We start from the raw sequence: 22,645 nt of genomic DNA, 5'->3' as shown, positions 1-22,645 counted from the left end.
GAGGATTGGATCGGATCGAAATTGCATGGGACTGAACGAGGTTGATGAGGGCGCACCTTCGAGTCACCGAGGCGCGAGGCGCCAGGCGTGAGGTAAGTGGCGCGGGGTGGGTGGCGCGGGGTGGATGGCGCGCGGTGGGTGGTCCTCGGGACGATCGCTCGATCGTGAACATCGTTTCCTCTGTGGGTCCTACGTGGGCAGTCCGACGGCGCGCTCCCCGTTGCGCCGTTGTTGGATGACGACCGCGACGACGAGCAGCGCGCCCTGGGCGACGTTTTGCCAGAAGGAGTTGACCCCGACCACGTTGAGGCCGTTTTCCAGGGCGCCGAGCAGGAAGACGGCGAGGAGGGTGCCGCCGATGCCGCCCTTGCCGCCCTTGAGGGCGCAACCGCCCAGTGCGGCTGCGGTGATGGCCTTGAGTTCCAGGCCCTCGCTGCCGGAGGTGGGCTGACCGGAACCGGTGCGCGCGGTCAGGATGACGCCGGCGATCGCCGCGACGACGCCGGCGAGGGCGTACACGGAGACCAGGTACTTGTTGATGTTGATGCCGGCGAGGCGGGCCGCGGTGTCGTTGCCGCCGATGGCGTAGATGTTGCGGCCGATGTCGGTGTACTTGAGCAGGATGTGTACGGCGACGGCGACCACGAACAACGTCCAGATCTGCACGGACAGTCCGAGGATCTTGCCGCGTGCCACGAAGATGAAGAAGTCGTCGCCGAGCACGTAGCCCTGGGCGCGGCCACCGGCGAGCAGTTGGGCGACACCCTTGTACGCGGCGAGGGTGGCCAGCGTGGCGATGACGGGGTTGACCCGCCCGTACACGATGACGATGCCGTTGACCACGCCGGCCGCGATGCCGACGCCGATCGCGGCGAGGATGCCGAGGGCGGCGTTGCCGTCGGTCGAGGTGAACGCCATGGCGCTGACGACGGACGCGATGCCCGCCTGCGAGCCGACCGAGATGTCCAGCGCGCCGCAGATGATCACCACGGTCTGCACGACCGCGAGCAGGCCGGTCACTGCGACCGTGTCGCCGATCACGGTCATATTGGCGGTGGTGAGATAGCCGTCGTCGAGCCAGGCGAAGGTGCCGACGACGACGATGAGCGCACCGATGAGGCTGGTGTTCTGCGCGCCGACGGCCGAGGCGAGGCGGCGGGGTAGCGCCCGGCCGTGGGCGCCGGCGGAGGTGGCGGGCAGCGGCGGCGGCGCGTTGGTCGTGGTGGTCATGACGGCTTCCCCCGGGTCGATGCGGCAAGGTCGTCTGCCATGGCGAGGGCGAGGATGCCCTCCTCGTCGGCGTCCGCGCGGTCGAGTTCGCCGGTGATCCTGCCGTTTTGCATCACCACGATCCGATCCGCGAGACCGAGCACCTCGGGCAGTTCGGAGGAGATGACCAGGATGGCGACGCCGCTTGCGGCCAACTCGTCGATCAGGCGGTAGATTTCCGCCTTGGCGCCGATGTCGATGCCGCGGGTGGGTTCGTCCAGGATCAGGATCTTGGGTCTACGGGCGAGCCAGCGGGCGAGGACGACCTTTTGCTGGTTGCCGCCGGACAGCTTGCGCACCTCGTGGTCGATGGACGGGGTGCGCACTTCGAGGCGGTCGACGAACTCCTGCGCGAGGCGTGCTTCGCGACGCGAGCCGACGAATCGGCAGTGCCGCAGGCGGTCGAGGACGGCGACGCTGATGTTGTAGCGGACCGAGCCGGTCATGAACAACGCCTGGGCCTTTCGTTCCTCGGGCGCGTAGCCGATGCCCGCCCGAACGGCGTCCCGAGGCATGCGCAGCCGAAGCGGTCGGCCCTCGACGTGTACCTCGCCGGCGCGGATCGGCAGATCGCCGACGAGGGCGCCGGCCAGTTCGGATCGTCCGGCGCCGACCAGGCCGGCCAGGGCGACGACCTCGCCCTCGTGCACGTCGAGGCGCACGTTCGAGACGTGGTCGGTGGTGAGGTCGCGTACCGCCAGGACGACCCGGTCGCCCGCGCCGCGCCTGCGGGCGAACAGCGCCGACAGGTCGCGTCCGACCATGAGTCGCACCACTTCGCCCTCGTCGGCCTGCGCGGCGTCGCGTACGCCGGCCAGCTCGCCGTCGCGCAGCACCGCGATGCGGTCGGCGAGGCGGAAGATCTCCTGCATCCGGTGCGAGACGTAGATGATGGCGTGGCCCTGGTCGCGGAGCCGGCGGATGAGCGCGAAGAGCGCTTCCACCTCGTGCTCGGACAGCGACGAGGTCGGTTCGTCGAAGGCCAGGACGCGGGCCTCGGTGGTGAGGGCGCGCAGGATCTCCACGAGTTGGCGTTGCGCGGGCGAGAGTTGGGAGCCGAGGGTTTCGGGGGCGATGGCGTGGGCGAATCCCAGGCGTTCGAGGTCGGCGCGCATCCGCCGGTACAGCGCCCCTCGGTCGAGCACCCGGCCCGCCCGGTGTGGCAGTGCGCCGATGTGCACGTTCTCGGCCACGCTGACGTGCGGGACGATCTCCGGTTCCTGGCCGATCACCCGGATTCCGTGCCTGCGCGCGTCGGCGGGGCTGTGCAGTTCGCGCGGGGTGCCGGCGACCAGGACCCGGCCGGCGCTCGGTCGATGGTCGCCGTTGATGATCTTGATGAGGGTCGACTTGCCGGCGCCGTTCTCCCCCATGAGCGCCGTGACGGTACCGCGGGGGAAGTCCAACGTGATGCCGCGCAGTGCGTGGACTCCGGCGAAGTTCTTGTGGATGTTCTCGACGGCGAGCGCGGGGCCCGGGAGATCGAGGGATGGGCTTTTCGTCATGGTTGGACCTCGGGGGCGTTCGGGAGGTCGCGGCGACCCGGGCGGGCACCGGGTCGCCGCGACTCGTGCCGGGCGGGCGGTCGGAGGTGGCGTCGGGCGGTGCGGTCGGAGGTACCGGCGGGCGGTGCGGTCGGATTGCCGGCGGGCGGTGCGCTCGGCGGCGACGGCGGTCGGTGCCGTCAGAGGTGCCGGCGGGCGGGTCGACCCGGCCGCGGGCGGGACCCGGTCACGTGCACTCGAGGCCGGATTGTCGCCAGTTCGAGGGGTCGACCATCTTCGTCGTCGCGAACGCCTCGGCGGGGAAGGGTTTGCCGTTCCTGAGCCGATCGACCATGGTCTGCACGGCGAGGCCGCCGACGTCGTGGCCGTTGATGAACAGCGCGGCCTTCATCCCGCTGGGTTTGCCGGAACCCCAGTCCTTGCACGCCAGATAGCCGCCGAGGCCGACGCCGATCACGTCGGCGGATCCGTAGCCGCCGTTTTGCAGCGCAGTGACCGCGCCACTGACGTTCTCGTCGTTGCAGCCCCACACGATCCAGTGCTTCACCGATCGGTTGCCGCTCATCGTGGCCGCCGTCTTGTTCTGGGCGTCGGGCGGTGTGTTGTCGGTGCCGACCTTGAGTACCTTGAGGTCCGCTCCGGTCGCCTGCTTGAAGGCCGCGTGGGCGGCGTCGACCCGGTCCGTGCAGACCGTCACGTCCTGCTTCCAGGCGGCGATGATCGCGGTGTCGGCGGAAGTCCAGCCCGACTTCTTGAACTCGTCGGCCGCACGTTGGCCCACCTGCGCGCCCATTTGGGGGCCGCTGAAGCCCACGCGCGGGACCAGCTTGTCCTTGGCGCATTTGGTCGGGTCGGCGCCGCCGATACAGATCTGGTCGTCGGACGCGAGCAGTGGTGCGCCGCCGCTCGTGGCGATGTCGACGACCTGCGGTCCCACGGCCGGGTCGGGTACGACGATCACGACACCGTTGTACTTCTGGGCCATCGCCGCCTGCACCTCGCTGACGGCCTTGTTGGTGTCGTTGCCGAGGTTGACCACCTTGAGGTCGACGCCGAGTTCCCTGGCCTTCGCGCGGGCGCCATCCGCCTCGTCCACGAAGTACTGCTGATCTCCCTGCTTCTGCAGATAAGCGATCTTGATGGTGCCGGATAAGGGGGCGGGTGGACCCGAGGGCGTCCCGGACCCGGTGTCGTTCTTTCCGGACGAACAGGCCGTGAGCGCCACGGCGAATGCGAATACCGCCACCATCGCGGCTCCTCGCCGGGCGCGTCTGCGGTGCGTCATGATCAGCCCCTGTGAAAGTCGGCGGTCCGGGAGGATCGCGGGTGGTCGAGGGTCGACGCGTCGAACACGACTCGGTCCGACGGGTTCGGCCGTGATGTTTCGCTGTCCCCGGCGGAAGCGCTCTGACCTGCGAAAAGGCGGGACCTGCGCATCGGAGTCTCCTCGCGCCCGAGAAATCGATCCGGACATCGATCTTGGCATCGATCTTGAAATCGAACGTCGATCTTGAAATCGAACATGGATGCGCTGTATTCACTCGTAATGCGACTCATATATCTAGCAGTTCCAACATTAACCAACAAGCCTCGGTTTGGTAAACCTCCGGCCGCGCCGCCTCCTCCCGGGCGGGAAGGGCCGCGCGCCTGCGGGTCTTTCCCGACGACAAAGTCCGGTGCCGGAAACGAACACTGCTATGTTGGAATTTGTTGGTTACCCACGGGTGGGGAGGATCGGGGATGCTGGCACGTCAGCGACAAAACACGATCTTGGAAATGATCGCCGATCAGGGGTCCGTCCGTGTCGCGACGCTGGTCCGGAAATTCGGGGTCTCGGACATGACGATTCGACGCGATCTCGAGGTGCTGGCGGCGCAGGGGTTGATCGCCAAGGTGCACGGTGGGGCGACCTCGCGGGACGGCAGCTCGACCGCGGAGCCGGGTTTCGTGACGAAGTCCGGTCTCCAGGCCGCGGAGAAGGAGGCGATCGCCCGACGCGCGGCGGCGATGGTCACGCCGAACAGTGCCATCGCGTTGTCGGCGGGAACGACGACCTGGACGCTGGCCCGGCAACTCGTCGACGTCCCCGGACTCACGGTGGTCACCAACTCCATTCCGGTCGCGGACGTCTTCCACCAGTCCGGCCGTCCCGACCAGACCGTGGTGATCGTCGGCGGCGTCCGCACACCGTCGGACGCGCTGGTGGGTCCCGTCGCGGTCGCGGCGTTGCGCAGTCTCAACGTCGACATGCTCATGCTGGGCGTGCACGGCATCAGCCCGCGGGTCGGCTTCACCACGCCCAACCTGCTGGAGGCGGAGACCAATCACGCCCTCGTGCGCGCCGCCCGCCGCCTGGTCGTGGTCGCCGACCACACCAAGTGGGGCCTGATCGGGATCAGCACGATCGCCCAACTCGGCGACGCGGACACCCTGATCATGGACACGGGCCTGCCCCAGGAGGCGCGCGAGCAGTTGGGCGAGCACATCGAGGAACTGGTCGTGGTGGACCCGGTCGAACCGGCCGCTTCCTGATTCGCCGGGTCGATCTCGCGCCGGGCGCGGCCACTCGTGGGGACGACGCAAGACCGGACCGGGCTCGCTTCCCCGTCCCGGCGGTGCTCGTCGGCGCTTTCGACATCGCCCGGTCCGGCGTGACCGGATTTTGGCCGGTTTTGCTTCCGGGTGGTTGTGGAGGGCTTGACGCGGGAGCTGAAAGGGCTCAATTCTGCTAGGGTTTCGGGTCTTAATGCGGACAAGAATCCGGGGAGGATTCCGATGGTCCAGGCAATGTCCGGGGACGGGGATGTCGAGACGCTGACGCTCGGTCCTGGTTGTTTCTGGTCTTTTGATGCGGTGGCCCGCCGAACCCCCGGGATCACCTCGAGTGTCGCGGGATTCGCCGGGGATCACGGGCCGCCGCCCGACTACGAGGCCTATCAGCGCCACGGGCTCAACCCGCAGAAATTCGTCGAGGCCGTTCAGCTGACGTTTCGGCCGGCGGAGATCTCGTTCGAAGAGGTATTGATCTTCTTCTTCCGGAGCCATGACGCGACCACCCCGAATCAAAGCGGCGCGGATCGCGGTTCGATCTACCACTCGACGATCTTCCATGCCGACGAGACCCAACGCGAGCGGGCCGAGAAGGTCATGGATCTGGTGCGGCGGCAAATCGGCCGGGACATCGTGACCGACCTTCGGCCGTACGAGCAGTTCTTCGTGGCGGATCCCGATCAGCAGGACTTCTACAACCAAAATCGGTTCGAGCCGTATTGCCGGGCGGTAATCGAGCCGAAGCTTCGCACGTTGGGGCTGAATGTCGACTGACTCCGTACCCGGGCGCGGGTACGGGCCCGGCCACGCGGACCACGGAGTCGGTGGCCGGGCGCGGGCAGGCCCTGGTCGGGAGGTTCCGGCCAGGGGGCCCGGGTCGGCTATGCGAAGGCCGCGGTCCAGTTCACCCTGGCCCCGTTGACGTATGCCTCGGCCAGGCCGGTGAGGAAGCGGGTCATTCCGCCGTCCTCGTTGCGCAGCGTGGCCAACAGGACGGCCGAGCGGCCGAGTTCCTCGACGGTGTCCTGCATCCCGACCGTGAGCACCGGCTGGGCGCTGCACTCGACGAAGATCGTGTGGCCGTCGGCGACCAGGGCGCGGACCGCGTCGTCGAACCTGACCGTTTGGCGCAGGTTTCGATACCAGTACTCCGCGTCCAGCTCGTCGGTGTCGATCCGCCGGCCGGTCACCGTCGAGTAGAACGGCACCTCGCTGCGCGCCGGTTCGATCCCGGCCGCCAGGTCGAGCAGGGTCTCCCGCAGGTCCTCGACATGCGCGGAGTGCGCGGCGAAGTCCACTCCCGGCACCCGCCAGCGCATCATCCGGGCCGCGGACAGCGCGGCGCCGAACTCGGCCATCGCGCCCACGTCGCCGGACACCGTCATGGTGGCCGGGCCGTTGACCGCGGCCACCGACAGTGCGCCGTCCCAGTCGGCCAACATCGTGCGGACCAAGTCGTTGCCGGCCATCACGGTCAGCATCTCGCCGCGGCCGCGGATCCCGGTCAGGGCCTGGCTGCGCAGCGCGACGATCCGCGCCGCGTCCGCGAGCGGCAATGCGCCACACACGTGCGCGGCCACGATCTCGCCCTGCGAGTGGCCGACCGTCGCCCCCGGTTCGACGCCGAACGAGCGCCACAACCGGGCCAGCGACAACATCATCGAGAACAACACCGGCTGTACGACGTCCACCCGGTCCAGCGGTGGGGTCCCCGGCAGCGCGCGCAGCACGTCCGTCAGGGACCAGTCCAGGTACGGCGAAAGCGCCTGCTCGCAGTCCCCGATCGCCTGGGCGAACACGGGTGAGGTGTCCAACAGTTCCACCGCCATGCCGACCCACTGGGTGCCCTGGCCGGGGAAGACGAACACCGGCCGGGCGTCCGCCTGTCGAGGTGCCCGGCCGGCGACCACGTTCGGCGCGGTCCGCTCCTCGGCGAGTGCCCGCACCCCGGCGAGCAACTCCGCCCGGTCGTGGCCCAGCACCACGGCCCGGTGTTCATTGGCCGCGCCGCCCGCCAGCAGCGAGCGACCCACCTCGGCGAGGTCCGGCGCCGCGTCGGACTCGAGTCGGGCAAGGAGTCGAGTCGCCTGGCCGCGCAGACCCGCCGCGCTGCGCCCGGAAAGCACCCACGGCACCGGACCGGCGCCAACTCCGGCACCGGCACCCACTCCGCCACCGGCAACGGCACCGGCACCGGCACCGGCACTGATCCGAACGTCTTGTGTGGCCGGCTTGGTCACGAGCACTCCCCATCGCTGCGAATCAATGGACTGCACTGCCGATCGGATCAATCAACGCGTCAATGGACCACGCCACGTATCGGTGGACCGCGCAGCGCACGATATCGCGAGTGCCGATCGCCGCCGCCCATCGCGCGGTAATCGTGCCGGCTCGGCGCGATTACCGGATCATTACCCATCGCCGATGGGATCGTGCAAAACTGCCGCCGCCCGGTCACGTCCGTTCTCCGGTACGGAGGCTATTCGGTGTCAGGCTATCCGATATCGCAGGCGACTATTCCTGCGCGGTCACGAATCACATCCCACGAACTTCGATTCCTGGTGATCTCATGGTGATCAAGGAAACCGGCCCGAGCGACGTGGGCCGTACGCAGCCGCCCGCCTCCCCCGGATTCGGCCGGCTGCCGTCGTTGACGGGCCTTCGCATCGTGGCGGCGCTGCTGGTCTTCGCCACGCACATCCTCTGGTACACCCCACTCGTCTCCGGCGACACCGGGAAGGAGCTCAGGGACACGTTCTCCCTCTCCGGCTCCTACGGCGTCGGCTTCTTCTTCATCCTGAGCGGCTTCGTGCTGACCTGGACCGCCCGGTCGAACGACACCGCGCCGTCGTTCTGGCGCCGGCGCCTGGTCAAGATCGGCCCGATGTACCTGGTCACCTTCGGCCTGGCGGCCCTCTACGTGTTGTGGGCGGACCGGCCCACCCGCACGGTGGACTGGCTCGCGTCGCTGACCATGCAGCAGTCCTGGTTCTCGGACATCCGCACCAGCTCGGCGGTCAACGGGGTGAGCTGGTCGTTGTCCTGCGAGTTCTTCTTCTATCTGGCCTTTCCGGCCCTGTTGCCGGTGCTGCGCCGGGTCCGCGAGGAATGGTTGTGGCCCGCCGTCGCGGCGGTACTCGGGCTGATCGTGGCGATGTTCTTCATCGCCACATATGTGGTCACCGATCAGCCGCGGCTCAATGCCTTCGCGGTGCACGGCGATCTGTCGTTCACCCAGGTGTGGTTCGTGTACTTCTTCCCGCCGGTCCGCGCCCTCGAATTCGTTCTTGGTATTCTCCTGGCCCGAATCGTCGCCGCCGGCCGGTGGCCGCGTATCGGCCTGCTGCCCGCTTTCGCCATTGCCGTCGCGGGATATGTGATCTCCCTGTACGAGCCGTATCTGGCGGGCACCGCAGGACTGGCGTGCGTGTGGACCGCGCCGCTGATCGCCGCCGCCGCGGTGGCCGACCGTCGGGGCACCCCCTCGGTGTTCCGCCGACCGACGATGGTGTTCCTGGGTGAGATCTCGTTCGCGTTCTACCTGGTCCACTGGATCGTGATCATGTCGTTCACCGAGTGGATCGGACCGACCCGCACCTTCTCGCCGCTGACCGGCGCGCTCCTGATCCCGGTGCTGCTCGCGGTGATCCTGGTGTGTTCGTTCATCCTGTACCGGTGCGTGGAGACGCCGCTGGTGCGGCGCTTCGGCCGACACCGGCCGGCCGCGAACCAGGTGACGGCGGGCCCGCCTGCCGGGTCCGGGGCCGCGCTGCCGTCGACCGCCCACCGCAGGGAGCATTCGCAAAACCGGCGCCCATGACTGCTTCGGGGGCCGCCACCGGGCGGTAATTTCGCCATCGGCGCGCGGTTACCGGAGGATTACCCACCGCGCGCGCAGTCGTGTAAGGCTGCCGACGCCCAGTTGCGTCCGCTTTCCGGTACGGAGGCTACTCGTGTCGAGCTACCCGATATCGCACGCCGTTGTTCCCGCGCACGCACAGATCACCTCGACCTATTCACTCCTGCATTTACTTCGCCCGGCGGACGATTCCGTACTCCACTTACCGGCGACGAACCCGAAGTTGATCGAGGAGGTCGTCGACCGCGTCGGTTCCGGTACCACCGGGTGGGCGATCGAGCAAAGCCGCCTGCTGCTGGCCGAATTGGCCGAGGAGCCGTACGCCCGCTTCGATCGAAGATCATCCAGTGAAACGCGGCTCGTCGAAGCGATAGCCCTCTGGGTCGCCCTGCGGCTCAGCGGGGTGCGCGCCATCACCGGTTTGCTTTCCGCCGAACTCACCGACGCCATTCGCGAACGCATCGCGGACAACACCACCGTCGATCTGCTGCTCCGCTACGTCCGGGCCGCCCACGCGAGTTTCACCTGCGAATTGTTCGAGTCCGCCGAGGCGATGATCCCCACCGAGGATCAGCCGGCCGTGATGCGGTCCATTTCCGCCGACCTGTTCGAGGGAATGGAGACCCTCTCCGCCGCGGTGGCCGAGAAGTTCGCCGCCGAACGTGACCGCTGGTTCGCCGGATCCGTGGGTGAACGCTTCGAGCTGGTCTCCGCGATTCTCCAGGGCAAGCCGGTGGACACGAGAAAGGCGCTGCGCCGGCTGCGCTACGACCTGACGCTGCACCACGTCGCGCTGGTCCTGTGGCAGGACGAGATCACCCCGGACAGCGGTCGCGAGCTGGAGACCACCGCGCTGCGCCTGCTCGACCAGGTCGGCTGCTCCTCGATGTTGCTGCTCCCGGTCGGCCCGGGGCGGGTGTGGGCGTGGGGCGGCCGGGCCACCGACCGCCCGGGCGAGTTGCGGCGCTCGGACAAGCCGGTGGAGCTGCCCGCGCACATCCACGTCGCGTCCGGGTTGCCGGGCGACGGCGTGGCCGGCTTCCAGCGCTCCCACCAGCAGGCGATCACCGCGGAGCGGGTCGGCCGCGGCACCGAACCCGGGCCGTCCGGGCTGTGCGACTACGGCGACCTGGAGTTGGTGATCCTGCTCGGCAACGACACCGAGGCCACCGGCGACTTCGTCCGCCGTGAACTGGGCCCGCTCGCCGCCGACAACAGGTCGATGGCCGCGCTGCGCGAGACCGTGCGCTGCCTGCTGGACAACGAACGGGCCGTGGCCATCACGGCCAAGCACCTGCACGTCGCCAAGAACACCGTGGTCTACCGGGTGAAGAAGGCGGAGCAACTGCTCGGCCAGTCGCTGCGCGAGGACCACCTTCGCCTGCACCTGGCGCTGTACCTGGCGGAGCGGCTCGGCTCGTCGGTGCTGGCAAAGCAGGCCCCCTCGACCGGGACCGGGCTGGAGAACTCGATTCGGGCGGTGTCCTCATGAGCGGTGAGCGGATGAACAAGGACGAGAAGCTCCTCGACTATCTCAAGTGGGTCACCGCCGACCTGCACAAGGCCCGGGCCCGGGTCGAGGAACTCGAGACGAGCCGGTCCGAGCCGATCGCCATCCTGGGCATGGGCTGCCGCTACCCCGGCGACGTGTCCACGCCCGACGAGTTGTGGCGCGTGGCCGCCGACGGCGTCGACGCGATCACCGACTTCCCCACCGACCGCGACTGGGACGTGGCCGGGATGTACGACCCGGACCCGGACGCGATGGGCAAGTTCTACGCCCGGGAGGGCGGCTTCCTCAGCGACGTCAAGGGGTTCGACTCGGCGTTCTTCGGCATCTCGCCGCGCGAGGCGCTGGCGATGGACCCACAGCAGCGGCTGCTGCTCGAGACCACGTGGGAGGCCATCGAGCGGGCCCGGATGGATCCGCGCTCGCTGCGGGGCAGCGACACCGGGGTGTTCGTCGGCGTGATGTACACCGGCTACGCCTCCACGGTCGACTCCGCGTCCACGGGCATCGAGGGTTACGCGATGACCGGGATGCTGACCAGTGTCGCCTCCGGTCGCATCTCCTACGTGTTGGGCCTGGAAGGGCCGACGGTCAGCATGGACACGGCGTGTTCGTCGTCGCTGGTGTCGATCCACCACGCGGTGACCGCGCTGCGCAACGGCGAGTGCTCCCTGGCGCTGGCCGGCGGCGCGATGGTGATCCCGGTACCGGACGGCTTCGTCGAGTTCTCCCGGCAGCGCGGGCTCGCGCCGGACGGGCGCTGCAAGGCATTCGCGGCTGCGGCGGACGGCACCGGATTCTCCGAGGGCGTCGGGGTATTGGTTCTGGCCCGACTGTCCGACGCCCAGCGGCTCGGGCACCCGATACTCGCCGTGATCCGGGGCAGCGCGGTGAACTCCGACGGCGCCTCCAACGGGCTGACCGCGCCGAGCGGCCCGTCCCAGCAACGGGTGATCCGCCGGGCGCTGGCCAACGCCGGTCTCTCCCCCGCGGAGATCGACGTGGTCGACGCGCACGGTACGGGAACGATGCTCGGCGACCCGATCGAGGCGCAGGCGCTGCTGGCGACCTACGGTCGGTCCCGGCCGGACGATCAGCCGCTGTTGTTGGGCTCGTTGAAGTCGAACATCGGACACACGCAGGCCGCGGCCGGGGTGGCCGGGGTGATCAAGATGGTGCTGGCGATGCGGCACGGCGTGGTGCCGAAGACGCTGCACGTGGACGCGCCGACGCCGGCGGTGGACTGGTCCGCCGGGTCGATCGAGTTGGTGACCGAGCCGCGGCCGTGGCCGACCACCGGGCGGCCGAGGCGGGCGGCCGTCTCGTCGTTCGGGGTCAGCGGTACCAATGCACACCTGGTCGTCGAGCAGGCGCCCGAAGTCGAGCCGCAAGTACCCGCCGAATCGACCGAGTTGCCCGTCGTGCCGGTGGTGGTTTCGGCCCGGTCGGCCGGGGCGTTGCGGGCGCAGGCGGAGCGGTTGGCGACTGTGGTCGGTGAGCTGTCGTTGCCGGATGTGGGTTTGTCGGCGGCTGCCTCGCGGTCGACGTTCGAGCATCGTGGGGTCGTGCTGGCGGGTGATCGCGACGAACTCGTGGCGGGGCTGCGGGCGTTGGCCGCCGGCGAGTCCGGTCCCGGGGTGGTGTCCGGGGTGGCGGGTGAGGGTCGTACGGCGTTCCTGTTCACCGGTCAGGGTGCGCAGCGGGCGGGGATGGGTCGGGAGCTGTACGAGGCGTTCCCGGTGTTCGCTTCGGCGTTCGACGAGGTCTGCGGCCACTTCGATGCGGTCCTGCCCGGGCTGCTCAAGGATGTCGTGTTCGGCGGCGAGGGTCTGGATCAGACCGGGTGGACGCAGCCGGCCCTGTTCGCGGTCGAGGTGGCACTGTTCCGGCTGCTCGAATCGTGGGGCGTACGGCCCGACTTCGTCACCGGCCACTCGATCGGCGAGCTGGCCGCCGCACATGTCGCCGGGGTGTTGTCCCTGGCGGACGCATGCCGGGTGGTCGCCGCCCGGGGCCGGTTGATGCAGGCGCTGCCCGCCGGCGGCGCGATGGTCGCGGTCCAGGCGACCGAGGACGAGGTCCTGGACCTGCTGAGCGGACACGAGGCCCACGTCGGGATCGCCGCCGTCAACGGGCCGTCGTCGGTGGTGATCTCCGGCGTCGAGGACGTCGTCACCCACATCGCCGACACGTTGCGCGAGCGAGGCCGCAAGACCCGACGGCTCGCCGTCAGCCACGCCTTCCACTCCCCCCTCATGGACCCCGTCCTGGACGAGTTCGCCGCCGTCGTCAAAAGTGTCGAACTCGCCGAACCCGTCATCCCGATGGCCGCGGACACCGAGGATGTGTGTTCGGCCCTGTACTGGGTGGATCACATCCGTGAGCCGGTCCGGTTCGCCGACCACCTCACCCGGCTGCGGGAGCACGGCGTCACCCGGTTCCTGGAGATCGGCCCCGACGGTGTCCTCACCGCGATGGGCCCGGACAACGTCGCCGACGCGTCCTTCACCGCCCTGCAACGCCGCGACCGACCGCAGATCCGGACCGCGCTCACCGCCCTCGCCCACCTGCACACCACCGGCCACCCCGTCGACTGGCCCCACCTGTTCACCGACACCACCGCCACCCTGATCGACCTCCCCACCTACCCCTTCCAACACCAGAGTTACTGGCTGGACGGCAATTCGCCGGGCGGGCGCAAGACCACCGCCGGGCTCGGCCTGACCGACCCGGGACACCCGTTCCTGACCACGGCCGTCGAGCTGGTCGGGGACGACGGTGCGGTACTCACCGGCCGGCTCTCCCTGCACACCCACCCGTGGCTCGCCGACCACCGCATCGACGGCGTCGCGACGTTGCCCTCGGCGGCCCTGGTCGAGTTGGCGGTCCGGGCCGGCGACGAGGTCGGCTGCGCCGGCATCGCCGACCTGACCGTGGACACCCTGCCGACCGTCCCGGCCGGCGGCGGAGTCCGGGTGCAGGTGACCGTCGGGGCGGCTGCCGAGGACGGGCACCGGCGAATCACCGTGGCCTCCCGGTCGGACCGGGACGACCCGGCCGCCCCCTGGCAGGTGCACGCCACCGGCCTGCTCACCGAGTCGGCGCCGGCGCCGGCGATCTCCCTGGCCGACTGGCCGCCGCCCGGTGCGACCCCGACCACACTCGACGACTTCTACCCGCGGCCGGCCGATGAGGGGCACTCGGCCGAGCAGGGGCACACGTACGGGCCGGTGTTCCGGGGGCTGCGGGCGCTGTGGCAGCGCGGGGAGGAGCTGTTCGCCGAGGTGGCGCTCCCCGACGACACGGACCCGGACACATTCGGGATCCATCCCGCGCTGCTCGACGCCGCGCTGCACCCGTTGCTCGCCGCCGGGCAGGACCTCACCACGCTGTCCTGGCACGGGTTCGACCTGTACGCGGCCGGCCCGCGCGCGCTCCGGGTCCGGATCAGGCCCACGGCGCCGGACACGTTCCGGTTGTGGCTGGCCGACGACACCGGCGAACCGGTCGCCGAGGTCCGTACGTTGCGCCGGCGCCCGGCGCCCCCCACCGGGCAGGGCGCCGACCCGGTCGGCGACTCGCTGTTCCACGTGGTCTGGTCGCCGGTCACCCTCCCCGATCCGGCGGACCTCACCTCCACCGATTGGGCCGTGCTCGGCGACATCCCGTCGGTCGACCTCGGCCGCCGGGTCGAGCGGGTCGCGGACGCCGCCGGGGAGGTACTGGTGGCCGTGCTGGACGAGCCGGCCGCCGCCGACCCGGTGGCCGCCGCGCACCAAAGCACGGTACGGGCGCTGGAGTTGGTACAGGATGCGTTGGCGTACGGAACCTCCCGGCTCGTCCTGGTCACCCGCAACGCCGTCGCCACCCACGACCGCGAGGACGTCCGGCTCGGCTCGGCGCCGGTGTGGGGTCTGGTCCGATCGGCGCAGGTGGAGAACCCGGGTCGGATCACGCTGATCGACCTCGACGGCAGCCCGGCGAGCGCCGAGCGACTCGCCGGCGCGATCGGGTCCGGCCACGACCAGTTGGCCATCCGCGCGGGCCGGGCGAGCACCCCCAGGCTGGCCAGGGTACGGACCGCCGGCGCGGCCGGGCCGGAACTCGAGCCCGACGGTACGGTTCTGGTCACCGGTGGTACGGGCGCGTTGGGCGCGTTGTTCGCCCGGCACCTGGTCACCGCATACGGCGTCCGGCACCTCGTACTCGCCGGCCGCCGCGGCCCCCACGCCCCCGGCGCCACCGAGCTGACCGACGAACTCACCGCGCTCGGCGCCACCGTACGAACAGTGGCCTGCGACGTCGCCGACCGCACCGCACTCGCCGCCCTCCTGGACACCATCCCCACCGAACACCCCCTCACCGGCATCGTGCACACCGCCGGCATCATCGACGACGGCATCCTCACCGCACTCACCCCCGACCGCACCACCCCCGTCCTGCGCCCCAAAATCGACGCCGCCTGGCACCTCCACGAACTCACCCACCACCAACCCCTCGCCATGTTCGTGCTGTTCTCCTCGGTGGCCGGTGTCGTCGGCTCGCCGGGGCAGGCGAACTACTCGGCCGCCAACCAGTTCCTGGACGCGCTCGCCCAGCACCGCCGGGCGAACGGGCGGCCGGCCGACTCGCTCGCGTGGGCGGCGTGGGCGCAGGAGCGCGGCATGGCATCGCGGTTGTCCGAGGTGGACCGCGGCCGGGCGACGCAGGCGGGTCTGCGGCCGATCTCGCCGGCCGAGGGCCTGGCCCTGTTCGACGCGGCGCTCGCCGCGGACCACCCGACGACGGTGCCGATGCACCTCGACGTCGGGCTGATCGAGCGGCAACCCGGCCCGGTCCTGCCCGTGTTGCGCGCTCTGGTCCGCAAGTCGGTCAGGCGTGTGGTCACCGCGGCGGCCGAGCACAGCGGCGGCCTGCTCGCCGAGCGACTCGCGCCGCTCGATGCGGCCGGTCGGCGGGAACTGCTGCTGGACCTGGTGCGCACCGCGGTGGCGGCGATTCTCGGGCACAGCGGTACCGACCACATCACGGACGGCACCGTCTTCACCGAGCTGGGGTTCGACTCGCTGACCGCGGTCGAGTTGCGCAATCGGCTGGAGGGCGAGACGGGCCTGCGGCTGCCGCCGACACTGCTGTTCGATCACAACACGCCCGCGGCGCTGATCGATTACCTGTCCGTGCAGCTCGCCGGGCGCAGCGAGACCTCCGCGCGGTCCACCGTGGACTTCGCGGCCGAGGTGCGGCTCGCCGCGGATGTGCTGCCGGCCGAGCAGGTCACCACCGTGGTCACCGATCCCGAGCAGGTGTTCCTGACCGGGGCGACCGGGTTCGTCGGCGCGTTTTTGCTCCGGGATCTGCTGCGCTCGACCGGGGCCACCGTGCACTGCCTGATTCGCGGCGCGGACGAGAGCATCGCGCTGGACCGGTTGCGGGCCAATCTGACCTGGTACGGCATCTGGGACGAGATCGACGCCGACCGGCTGTCGGTGGTCACCGGCGACCTCGCCGCGCCGCGTTTCGGCCTCGACGCCGAGCGGTTCGACCGGCTCGCCCGCGAGGTCGACGTGGTCTATCACGCCGGTGCCACGGTCAACTGGTTGCATCCGTATGCGTCGTTGAAGGCGGCCAATGTGACCGGTACGGAGGAGGCGCTTCGGCTCGCCGCGCGGCATCGCACGGTGCCGCTGCACTACGTGTCGAGCACCGGTGTCTTCGCCGGGCCGGCCCCCGACGGCGCCGGGCTGACCCCGCAGGATCCCACCGGGCCGCCGGAGCAGTTGACCAACGGCTACCGGCAGAGCAAGTACGTCGCGGAGAAGATCATCGGGTTGGCCCGCGAGCGCGGTCTGCCCGTGTCGATCTACCGCGCCGACGTGGTCTCCGGCGCGCAGACCAACGGCGCCTGCCAGGCCCGCGACTTCGTCTGGCTGAGCCTGAAGGGCAGCCTGCAGGCGCGGGCGATGCCGGTGGGTGCGAACGCGCTGTTCCCGATGGTTCCGGTGGACTACGTCAGCGCGGCGATCCTGGCGCTGTCCCGTACGACGGCCGGCGAGACCTTCCACCTGTTCAATCCGGTGGCGCTCGGCTACGCCGAGATGGTGGCCCGGTTGCGCGAGTCCGGTTACGTGTTGGAGGACGTGTCCTGGGACGAGTTCGTCGCCGGGGTTCGGGCCGACCGGGACAACGCGCTCTTCCCGACGATCGACATCTTCCGGAGCTACATGACCGCGGGCGAGGCGTTGTACATGCGGATGGATGTGAGTGCGACGGAGGCCGCGTTGGCCGGCACGGGGATCGCGTGTCCGGAGATCGACGCCGAACTGTTCGGCAGGTACACGGAGTTCTTCAGGGCCGCCGGCTATTTCCCGGCGCCGGTGCAGCTCGGGTAGCGCCGAGGAGTGGTGCGCGAGAGCCCCGAAGGGCCGGCTGGGCGGGTCGCCCAGCCGGCCCTTCGGGTTTTCCGGCTGCCGCGCCGGCGATCCGTCGCCGGCGCGGGCGGGTTCAGCTGCGGTCCAGGAATTGGAAGAGTTCCTCGTCGGTCGCGTCGGTGACGTCGAGCCGGGCGGCCTCGGAGCGGTCGGCGGAGTCGCGGAACGCCCGCAGCTTCACCAGCAGGCCCTCGATCCGGTCGGCGATCTGGTCCCCGTCCGGTCCGGTCGCCGACGACATGGTCAGCGCCGACTCGACCCGGTCCAGCTCGGCGAGCACCGAACCGGTCGGTCCCGGGGTCCGGAACGCCGACTGACGGATCAGTTCGCGGGCCACGGCGGCGGCCGTGGGGTGGTCGAAGACCAAGGTCTGGGCGAGTCGCAGGCCGGTCTCGGCGCCGAGCCGGTTGCGAAACTCCACGGCGGAGACCGAGTCGACGCCGAGGTCGGAGAAGGCCCGGTCGGGATCGACCGACCGGCCCGGCGCGTACTGGAGCACGTCGGCCATCCGGGTGCACACCAGGTCGAGCAGGACCTCGTAGCGATCCTCCTCGGGCAGCCCGGCCAGCCGGTCCCGGACCGAGCCCGAACCGGCCGACACCGGGCGCGGCGCGCGGGAGAGCACGCCGCGGCCGGCCAGGCGCCGCATGATCGGCGGTACGTCCGTCCCGCCGCGCATCGAGGTCAGGTCCAGTGCGGCCGGCACCAGCGCCGCCTGGTCCAGGCCGAGTGCGGCGTCGAGCAGTGCGACGCCCTGTTCGGAGGAGAACAGGGTCACCCCGAGTCGGGCCAGCCGGGCCAGGTCCACATCCGTCAACTGCTCGGTCATCGAGCTGCGTTCGGCCCACATGCCCCACGCCAGGGACAGTCCGGGCAGCCCCTGCGCGCGCCGGTGGTGCGCGAGCGCGTCCAGGTAGGCGTTGCCCGCCGCGTAGTTCGCCTGGCCGGCCGGGCCGATCAGCCCGGACATCGAGGAGAACAGGACGAACGCGGACAGGTCGAGGTCGCGGGTCAACTCGTGCAGGTGCCAGGCGGCGACCATCTTGGGGCTCAGCGCCGCGTCGAGCCGCCGGGTGGTCAGCTCGGTCAGCACGCCGTCGTCGAGCACGCCGGCCGCGTGTACGACGGCGGTCAGCGCGGCCTCGGCCGGGATGCCGGCGAGCAACCGGGCCAGCGCGGCCCGGTCGGCGGTATCGCAGCCGGCCAGTACCACCTCGGCGCCCAGTTCGGTCAGTTCGGCCGCCAGTCGCGCGCCCTTGGGGGAATCCGCGCCCGCGCGGCTGACCAGGAGCAGCCGCCGCACGCCGTGCGCGGTCACCAGGTGTCGGGCCACGATCCCGCCGAGTGTGCCGGTCGCGCCGGTGACCAGCACGGTGCCGGCGCCGAATGCCGCCGTCGGTGCGGCGGCTGCGCCGACTTCGGCCCGGATCAGCCCGGGTACCAGCAACCGGCCGGATCGGACCGCCAGTTGCGGCTCCCGGGCGATCAGCGCCGCGACCGCGTCCCACGGCACCGTCTCGGCGTCCACGTCGACCAGGCCGAACCGGCCGGGGCTCTCGGTCTGCGCGGACCGGACCAGGCCCCACACGCCCGCCTGGGCCAGGCCGCCGATCGGCTCCCCCGGCTCGACGCCGACCGCGCCCTCGGTCACCAGGACCAGGGTGCCGGCGGCGAATCGCTCGTCGGCGAGCCACTCCTGCATGACGGTGAGCACCGCGCCGGTGACCTGCCGGGCGTCCGGCCCGGTCGGGCAGCGCAGGAACACCACCCCCGGGTCGGCGGGCAGTTCCGCCGGCCCGGTCGCGAGCGCCCAGCGCACCCGCTCGGCCGGTTCGGCGGGCGCGGCCGACCAGTCCACCCGGAACAACGACTCGGCGGGTGTCCCGGGCCCGCTCGTCGGCATCCGCCGAAAGCGCAGGCCGGCCACCGATGCCACCGGCACGCCGGCCGGGTCGGCGAGCCCGATCGACACCTCGTCGGCGCCCGCGGACGACATCCGTACGCGCAGCGCGGTCGCGCCGACCGCCGACAGGGACACGCCCGACCAGGCGAACGGCAGTACGGCGCCGTCCGTTCCGTCCAGGAACGAGCCGTACCAGACCGCGTGCAGCGCCGCGTCGAGCAGCGCCGGATGCAGGCCGTAGCGATCCGCGTCGGCCGCCTGCTCCGCGGGCAGGGCGACCTCGGCGAACACCTCGTCCCCGCGCCGCCACAGCGTGGTCAGCCCCTGGAACGCCGGGCCGTAGTCGTAGCCGCGCGCGGCGAGGTCGGCGTACACGTCGCCGATCGCGACCTCGGCGGCCCCCTCCGGCGGCCATGCCTCGGCGTCGAACCCGGCCGGTTCGGCTCGCTCGGCCAGCAACCCGTCGGCGTGCCGGACCCACTCGCCGTCCTCGGTCCGGGCATGCACCGACACCGCCCGGTGTCCCGCCGCGTCGGCGTCCTCGACCACGACCTGGAGCTGCGCCCCGCCGCGCTCCGCGAGCACAAGCGGCGTGGCTACGGTCAGTTCGTCGAGCAGTTCGCAGCCGACCTCACGGCCGGCCCGCAGCGCCAGTTCGACGAACGCCGCACCGGGCACGATCACCCGGCCGAGCACCGCGTGGTCGGCCAGCCACGGTTGGGTCTGCACCGAGAGCCGCCCGGTCAGCACCGTCCCGCCGGACTGCGGCAGCGTCAACACCGCGCCGAGCAACGGGTGTTCCCCGGCGGCCAGTCCCACCGCCCGCAGGTCGCCTGGCTGCGCCGGCGAGTCCATCCAGTAGCGGTCGCGCCGGAAGGCGTAGGTCGGCAGCTCGACGGCACTCGCCCCCGTTCCGGCGAACACCAGCGGCCAGTCCACCGCCACGCCGTGCACATGCGCCGCGGCCAACGCGGCCAGCGCGGTGGCCGGTTCCGGGCGATCGGCGCGCAGTACGGGTATGGCGACCGAGACCGAATCCCGGTCCGGGAAGCACCCCTCGGCCATCGTGCTCACCGCGGCATCCGGGCCGACGCCGACGAACCGGGTGACCCCGTCGCCCTGCAACCGACGCACCGCGGCGGCGAACCGTACCGGCTCGCGGACCTGGCGCACCCAGTAGTCCGGCGCAGCCAACGACTCGGCCGATATCGGCTCGCCGGTGACCGTGGACACGATCGGCAACACCGGCTCGTGGTAGGTCACTTCGGCGAGCACCGCGCGGTAGGGCGCGAGCATCGGAGCCATCAGCGGGGAGTGGAACGCGTGGCTGACCCGCAGCCGCTTCGTGCGTCGGTCCAGTGCCGCGAAGTGCTCGGCGAGCCGCGACACCGCGTCCTCCTCGCCCGATACCACCACCGACTCGGGGCCGTTCACGGCGGCGATCCCGGCCGCGGTGCCGGTCAGCGCCGACGCGACCTCGTCCTCCGTGGCCCGGATCGACACCATCGCGCCGCCCTCGGGCAGGCGTTCCATCAGGCTGCCGCGCGCCGCCACCACCCGGCAGGCGTCCTCCAGCGTCCACAGTCCCGCGACGAACGCCGCCGACAGCTCGCCGATCGAGTGCCCGGCCAGCACCTCCGGATGCACGCCCCACGAGCCGAGCAATCGGGTCAGCGCCACCTCGATCGCGAACAGCGCGGGTTGTGCCCACCCGGTCCGATCCAGCAGCTCCGCCGCCGAGTCCGGATCGGTGACCAGCACCTCGCGCAGCGGCCGGTCGAGCAGCCCGTCGAAGCCGGCGCACACCTCGTCCAGAGCCGCCGCGTAGGCCGGGAACGCCGCGGACAACTCCCGGCCCATGCCGAACCGTTGGGTGCCCTGCCCGGCGAACACGAACGCGGTACGGCCGGGGTGTGCGACGCCGCGCAGCACGCCGGGGTCCGGGTCGCCGGCGGCGAGCGCCCGCAGGCCGGCGAGCAAGCCGTCCCGGTCGCCGGCGACCACCGCGGCCCGGTGTTCGAACGCGGTCCGGGTGGTCGCCAGCGAGAATGCGACGTCGAGCGGGTCCAAGGAGCCTGCGGTGGCCAGCAGTTGCCCGGCCTGGTCGGCTGGCGCCTCGGGGGTGTGCCCGGACAGCAGCAGCGGCACGAGTGGCGGCGCCGGCGGCGACGCCGGTGCCTGCCGCGGCTCGGCCGGCTCGGCCGGCTCGGTCTGCGCGACGGGTGCCGGTTGCGGCGCCTGTTCCAGGATCAGGTGCGCATTCGTCCCGCTGATCCCGAAGGACGACACCGCCGCCCGCCTCGGCGCGCCCGTCGCCGGCCAGTCCCGCCGCTCGGTCAGCAGTTCCACCGCGCCCGCCGTCCAGTCCACATGCGAGGACGGGGTGTCCACGTGCAGGGTCCGCGGGAGCACGCCGTGGCGCAGCGCCTGCACCGTCTTGATCACCCCGCCGACTCCGGCGGCGGCCTGGGTGTGCCCGATGTTGGACTTCAACGAGCCGAGCCACAGCGGCCGTTCGCGGTCGGGGTCGAGGCCGTAGGTGTCCTGGAGCGCCTGTGCCTCGATGGGGTCGCCGAGGCTGGTGCCGGTGCCGTGCGCCTCGACCGCGTCCACGTCCGCCGGGGACAGGCCGGCGTCGTCGAGCGCCTGGCGGATCACCCGCTGCTGGGCCGGGCCGTTCGGCGCGGTCAGCCCGTTCGACGCGCCGTCCTGGTTGACCGCGCTGCCACGGACCACGGCCAGCACCGGGTGGCCGAGCCGCACGGCGTCCGAGAGCCGCTCCACCAGGAGCATCCCGACGCCCTCGGCCCAGCCGGTGCCGTCGGCCGTGTCGGCGAAGGACTTGCACCGCCCGTCCGGGGCCAGGCCGCGTTGCCGGCTGAACGCGACGAGCATGCCCGGGGTGGACATCACGGTGGCGCCGCCGGCCAGGGCCAGGGTGCATTCGCCGCGGCGCAGCGATTGGACCGCCAGGTGCAGGGCGACCAGTGAGGACGAGCAGGCCGTGTCGACGGTGACGGCGGGCCCCTCGAATCCGAGGGTGTAGGCGATGCGTCCGGAGGCGGCGCTGTTGGCAGTGCCGGTGAGCAGGTGTGCCTCGGCGCCGCCGGTGGCCTGGTGCAGCCGGGGGCCGTAGTCCGGTGCCATCGCTCCGGCGAACACCCCGACCCGGGCGCCGCGCAGCGTGCCGGGGCGGATCCGGGCCCGTTCCAGGGCCTCCCACGAGGTTTCCAGGAGCAGTCGCTGCTGCGGATCCATCGCGACCGCCTCGCGCGGCGAGATGCCGAAGAACTCCGGGTCGAACTCGGTGGCCCCGCGCAGGAATCCGCCGCGTCGGGTGTAGGTGCGGCCGGGTGTGTCGGGGTCCGGGTCGTAGAGCGACTCGGCGTCCCAGCCCCGGTCGGCGGGGAACTCGCCGATCGCGTCGCCTCCGGCGTCGAGGAGTCGCCACAGATCTTCCGGGGAGTCGATGTCGCCGGGGAACCGGCAGGCCATGCCGATGATGGCGATCGGTTCCCGGCTCGCGTCCTCGGCGTCGCGCAACCGCTGCTTGGTCTGCTGCAGTTCGGCCGTGACCCGCTTGAGGTAGTCGACCAGCTTGTCTTCGTTGCGCACAGGGGC

At 71.1% G+C, this 22,645-nt stretch carries 10 protein-coding genes; 5 read left to right on the top strand and 5 right to left on the bottom strand.

Going from position 1 to position 22,645, the window contains the following annotated elements:
* Positions 1–189: 189 nt before the first annotated feature.
* From ABIA38_RS34235 to ABIA38_RS34225, 3 genes are all read right to left on the bottom strand, one after another.
* Positions 190–1,230 carry an ABC transporter permease gene (locus ABIA38_RS34235; protein ID WP_424642818.1) on the bottom strand — a complete coding sequence of 347 codons (1,041 nt, stop codon included), beginning with the start codon at positions 1,228–1,230 and terminating at the stop codon, positions 190–192.
* The gene (locus ABIA38_RS34230) at positions 1,227–2,774 is read right to left on the bottom strand and encodes a sugar ABC transporter ATP-binding protein (protein ID WP_424642817.1); all 1,548 of its coding nucleotides are present in this window, start codon (positions 2,772–2,774) and stop codon (positions 1,227–1,229) included. Before ABIA38_RS34230 ends, ABIA38_RS34235 begins: the two co-directional genes overlap by 4 nt.
* A gap of 226 nt (positions 2,775–3,000) precedes the next feature.
* Positions 3,001–4,248 (bottom strand): substrate-binding domain-containing protein, encoded by a 1,248-nt coding sequence (locus tag ABIA38_RS34225; protein ID WP_424642816.1) that lies wholly within the window; start codon positions 4,246–4,248, stop codon positions 3,001–3,003.
* A gap of 266 nt (positions 4,249–4,514) precedes the next feature.
* Between ABIA38_RS34225 and ABIA38_RS34220 the strand changes: the two genes are divergently transcribed.
* A complete protein-coding gene (locus ABIA38_RS34220) occupies positions 4,515–5,306 on the top strand; it encodes a DeoR/GlpR family DNA-binding transcription regulator (protein WP_424642815.1) in 792 nt (263 codons plus the stop codon).
* Between the two features lie 243 nt (positions 5,307–5,549).
* A complete protein-coding gene (locus ABIA38_RS34215; RefSeq protein ID WP_424642814.1) occupies positions 5,550–6,098 on the top strand; it encodes a peptide-methionine (S)-S-oxide reductase in 549 nt (182 codons plus the stop codon).
* Positions 6,099–6,205: 107 nt separating this feature from the next.
* Here the strand turns inward: ABIA38_RS34215 and ABIA38_RS34210 are convergent, their stop codons facing one another.
* Positions 6,206–7,450, bottom strand: a complete 1,245-nt coding sequence (locus tag ABIA38_RS34210; RefSeq protein WP_424642813.1) for an acyltransferase domain-containing protein — start codon at positions 7,448–7,450, stop codon at positions 6,206–6,208.
* A 443-nt stretch (positions 7,451–7,893) separates the two neighbouring features.
* Between ABIA38_RS34210 and ABIA38_RS34205 the strand changes: the two genes are divergently transcribed.
* The 3 genes from ABIA38_RS34205 (at position 7,894) to ABIA38_RS34195 (ending at position 17,082) form a co-directional block, all read left to right on the top strand.
* The gene (locus tag ABIA38_RS34205; protein WP_424642812.1) at positions 7,894–9,144 is read left to right on the top strand and encodes an acyltransferase family protein; all 1,251 of its coding nucleotides are present in this window, start codon (positions 7,894–7,896) and stop codon (positions 9,142–9,144) included.
* Positions 9,145–9,277: 133 nt separating this feature from the next.
* Positions 9,278–10,675, top strand: a complete 1,398-nt coding sequence (locus ABIA38_RS34200) for a PucR family transcriptional regulator (RefSeq protein ID WP_424642811.1) — start codon at positions 9,278–9,280, stop codon at positions 10,673–10,675.
* Positions 10,672–17,082, top strand: a complete 6,411-nt coding sequence (locus ABIA38_RS34195) for a thioester reductase domain-containing protein (RefSeq protein WP_424642810.1) — start codon at positions 10,672–10,674, stop codon at positions 17,080–17,082. The genes ABIA38_RS34200 and ABIA38_RS34195 overlap by 4 nt, the downstream gene beginning before the upstream one ends.
* 112 nt (positions 17,083–17,194) lie before the next feature.
* Here ABIA38_RS34195 and ABIA38_RS34190 read toward each other — a convergent pair whose 3' ends face one another.
* On the bottom strand, positions 17,195–22,639 hold the full coding sequence (locus ABIA38_RS34190) for an SDR family NAD(P)-dependent oxidoreductase (RefSeq protein ID WP_424642809.1): 5,445 nt from the start codon (positions 22,637–22,639) through the stop codon (positions 17,195–17,197).
* Positions 22,640–22,645: the final 6 nt, after the last annotated feature.

Origin of the sequence: Embleya sp. AB8 (assembly GCF_049739465.1) — a bacterium.
Taxonomy (GTDB): Bacteria; Actinomycetota; Actinomycetes; order Streptomycetales; family Streptomycetaceae; genus Embleya.
Note: the sequence above shows the minus strand (reverse complement) of the source record. Positions and strands in the feature narration are given on the sequence as shown.

Coding starts and splice junctions, on each gene's coding strand:
- ABIA38_RS34235 (WP_424642818.1), bottom strand. CDS start 1,230: ATGACCACCACGACCAACGCGCCGCCGCCGCTGCCCGCCACCTCCGCC.
- ABIA38_RS34230 (WP_424642817.1), bottom strand. CDS start 2,774: ATGACGAAAAGCCCATCCCTCGATCTCCCGGGCCCCGCGCTCGCCGTC.
- ABIA38_RS34225 (WP_424642816.1), bottom strand. CDS start 4,248: ATGTCCGGATCGATTTCTCGGGCGCGAGGAGACTCCGATGCGCAGGTC.
- ABIA38_RS34220 (WP_424642815.1), top strand. CDS start 4,515: ATGCTGGCACGTCAGCGACAAAACACGATCTTGGAAATGATCGCCGAT.
- ABIA38_RS34215 (WP_424642814.1), top strand. CDS start 5,550: ATGGTCCAGGCAATGTCCGGGGACGGGGATGTCGAGACGCTGACGCTC.
- ABIA38_RS34205 (WP_424642812.1), top strand. CDS start 7,894: ATGGTGATCAAGGAAACCGGCCCGAGCGACGTGGGCCGTACGCAGCCG.
- ABIA38_RS34195 (WP_424642810.1), top strand. CDS start 10,672: ATGAGCGGTGAGCGGATGAACAAGGACGAGAAGCTCCTCGACTATCTC.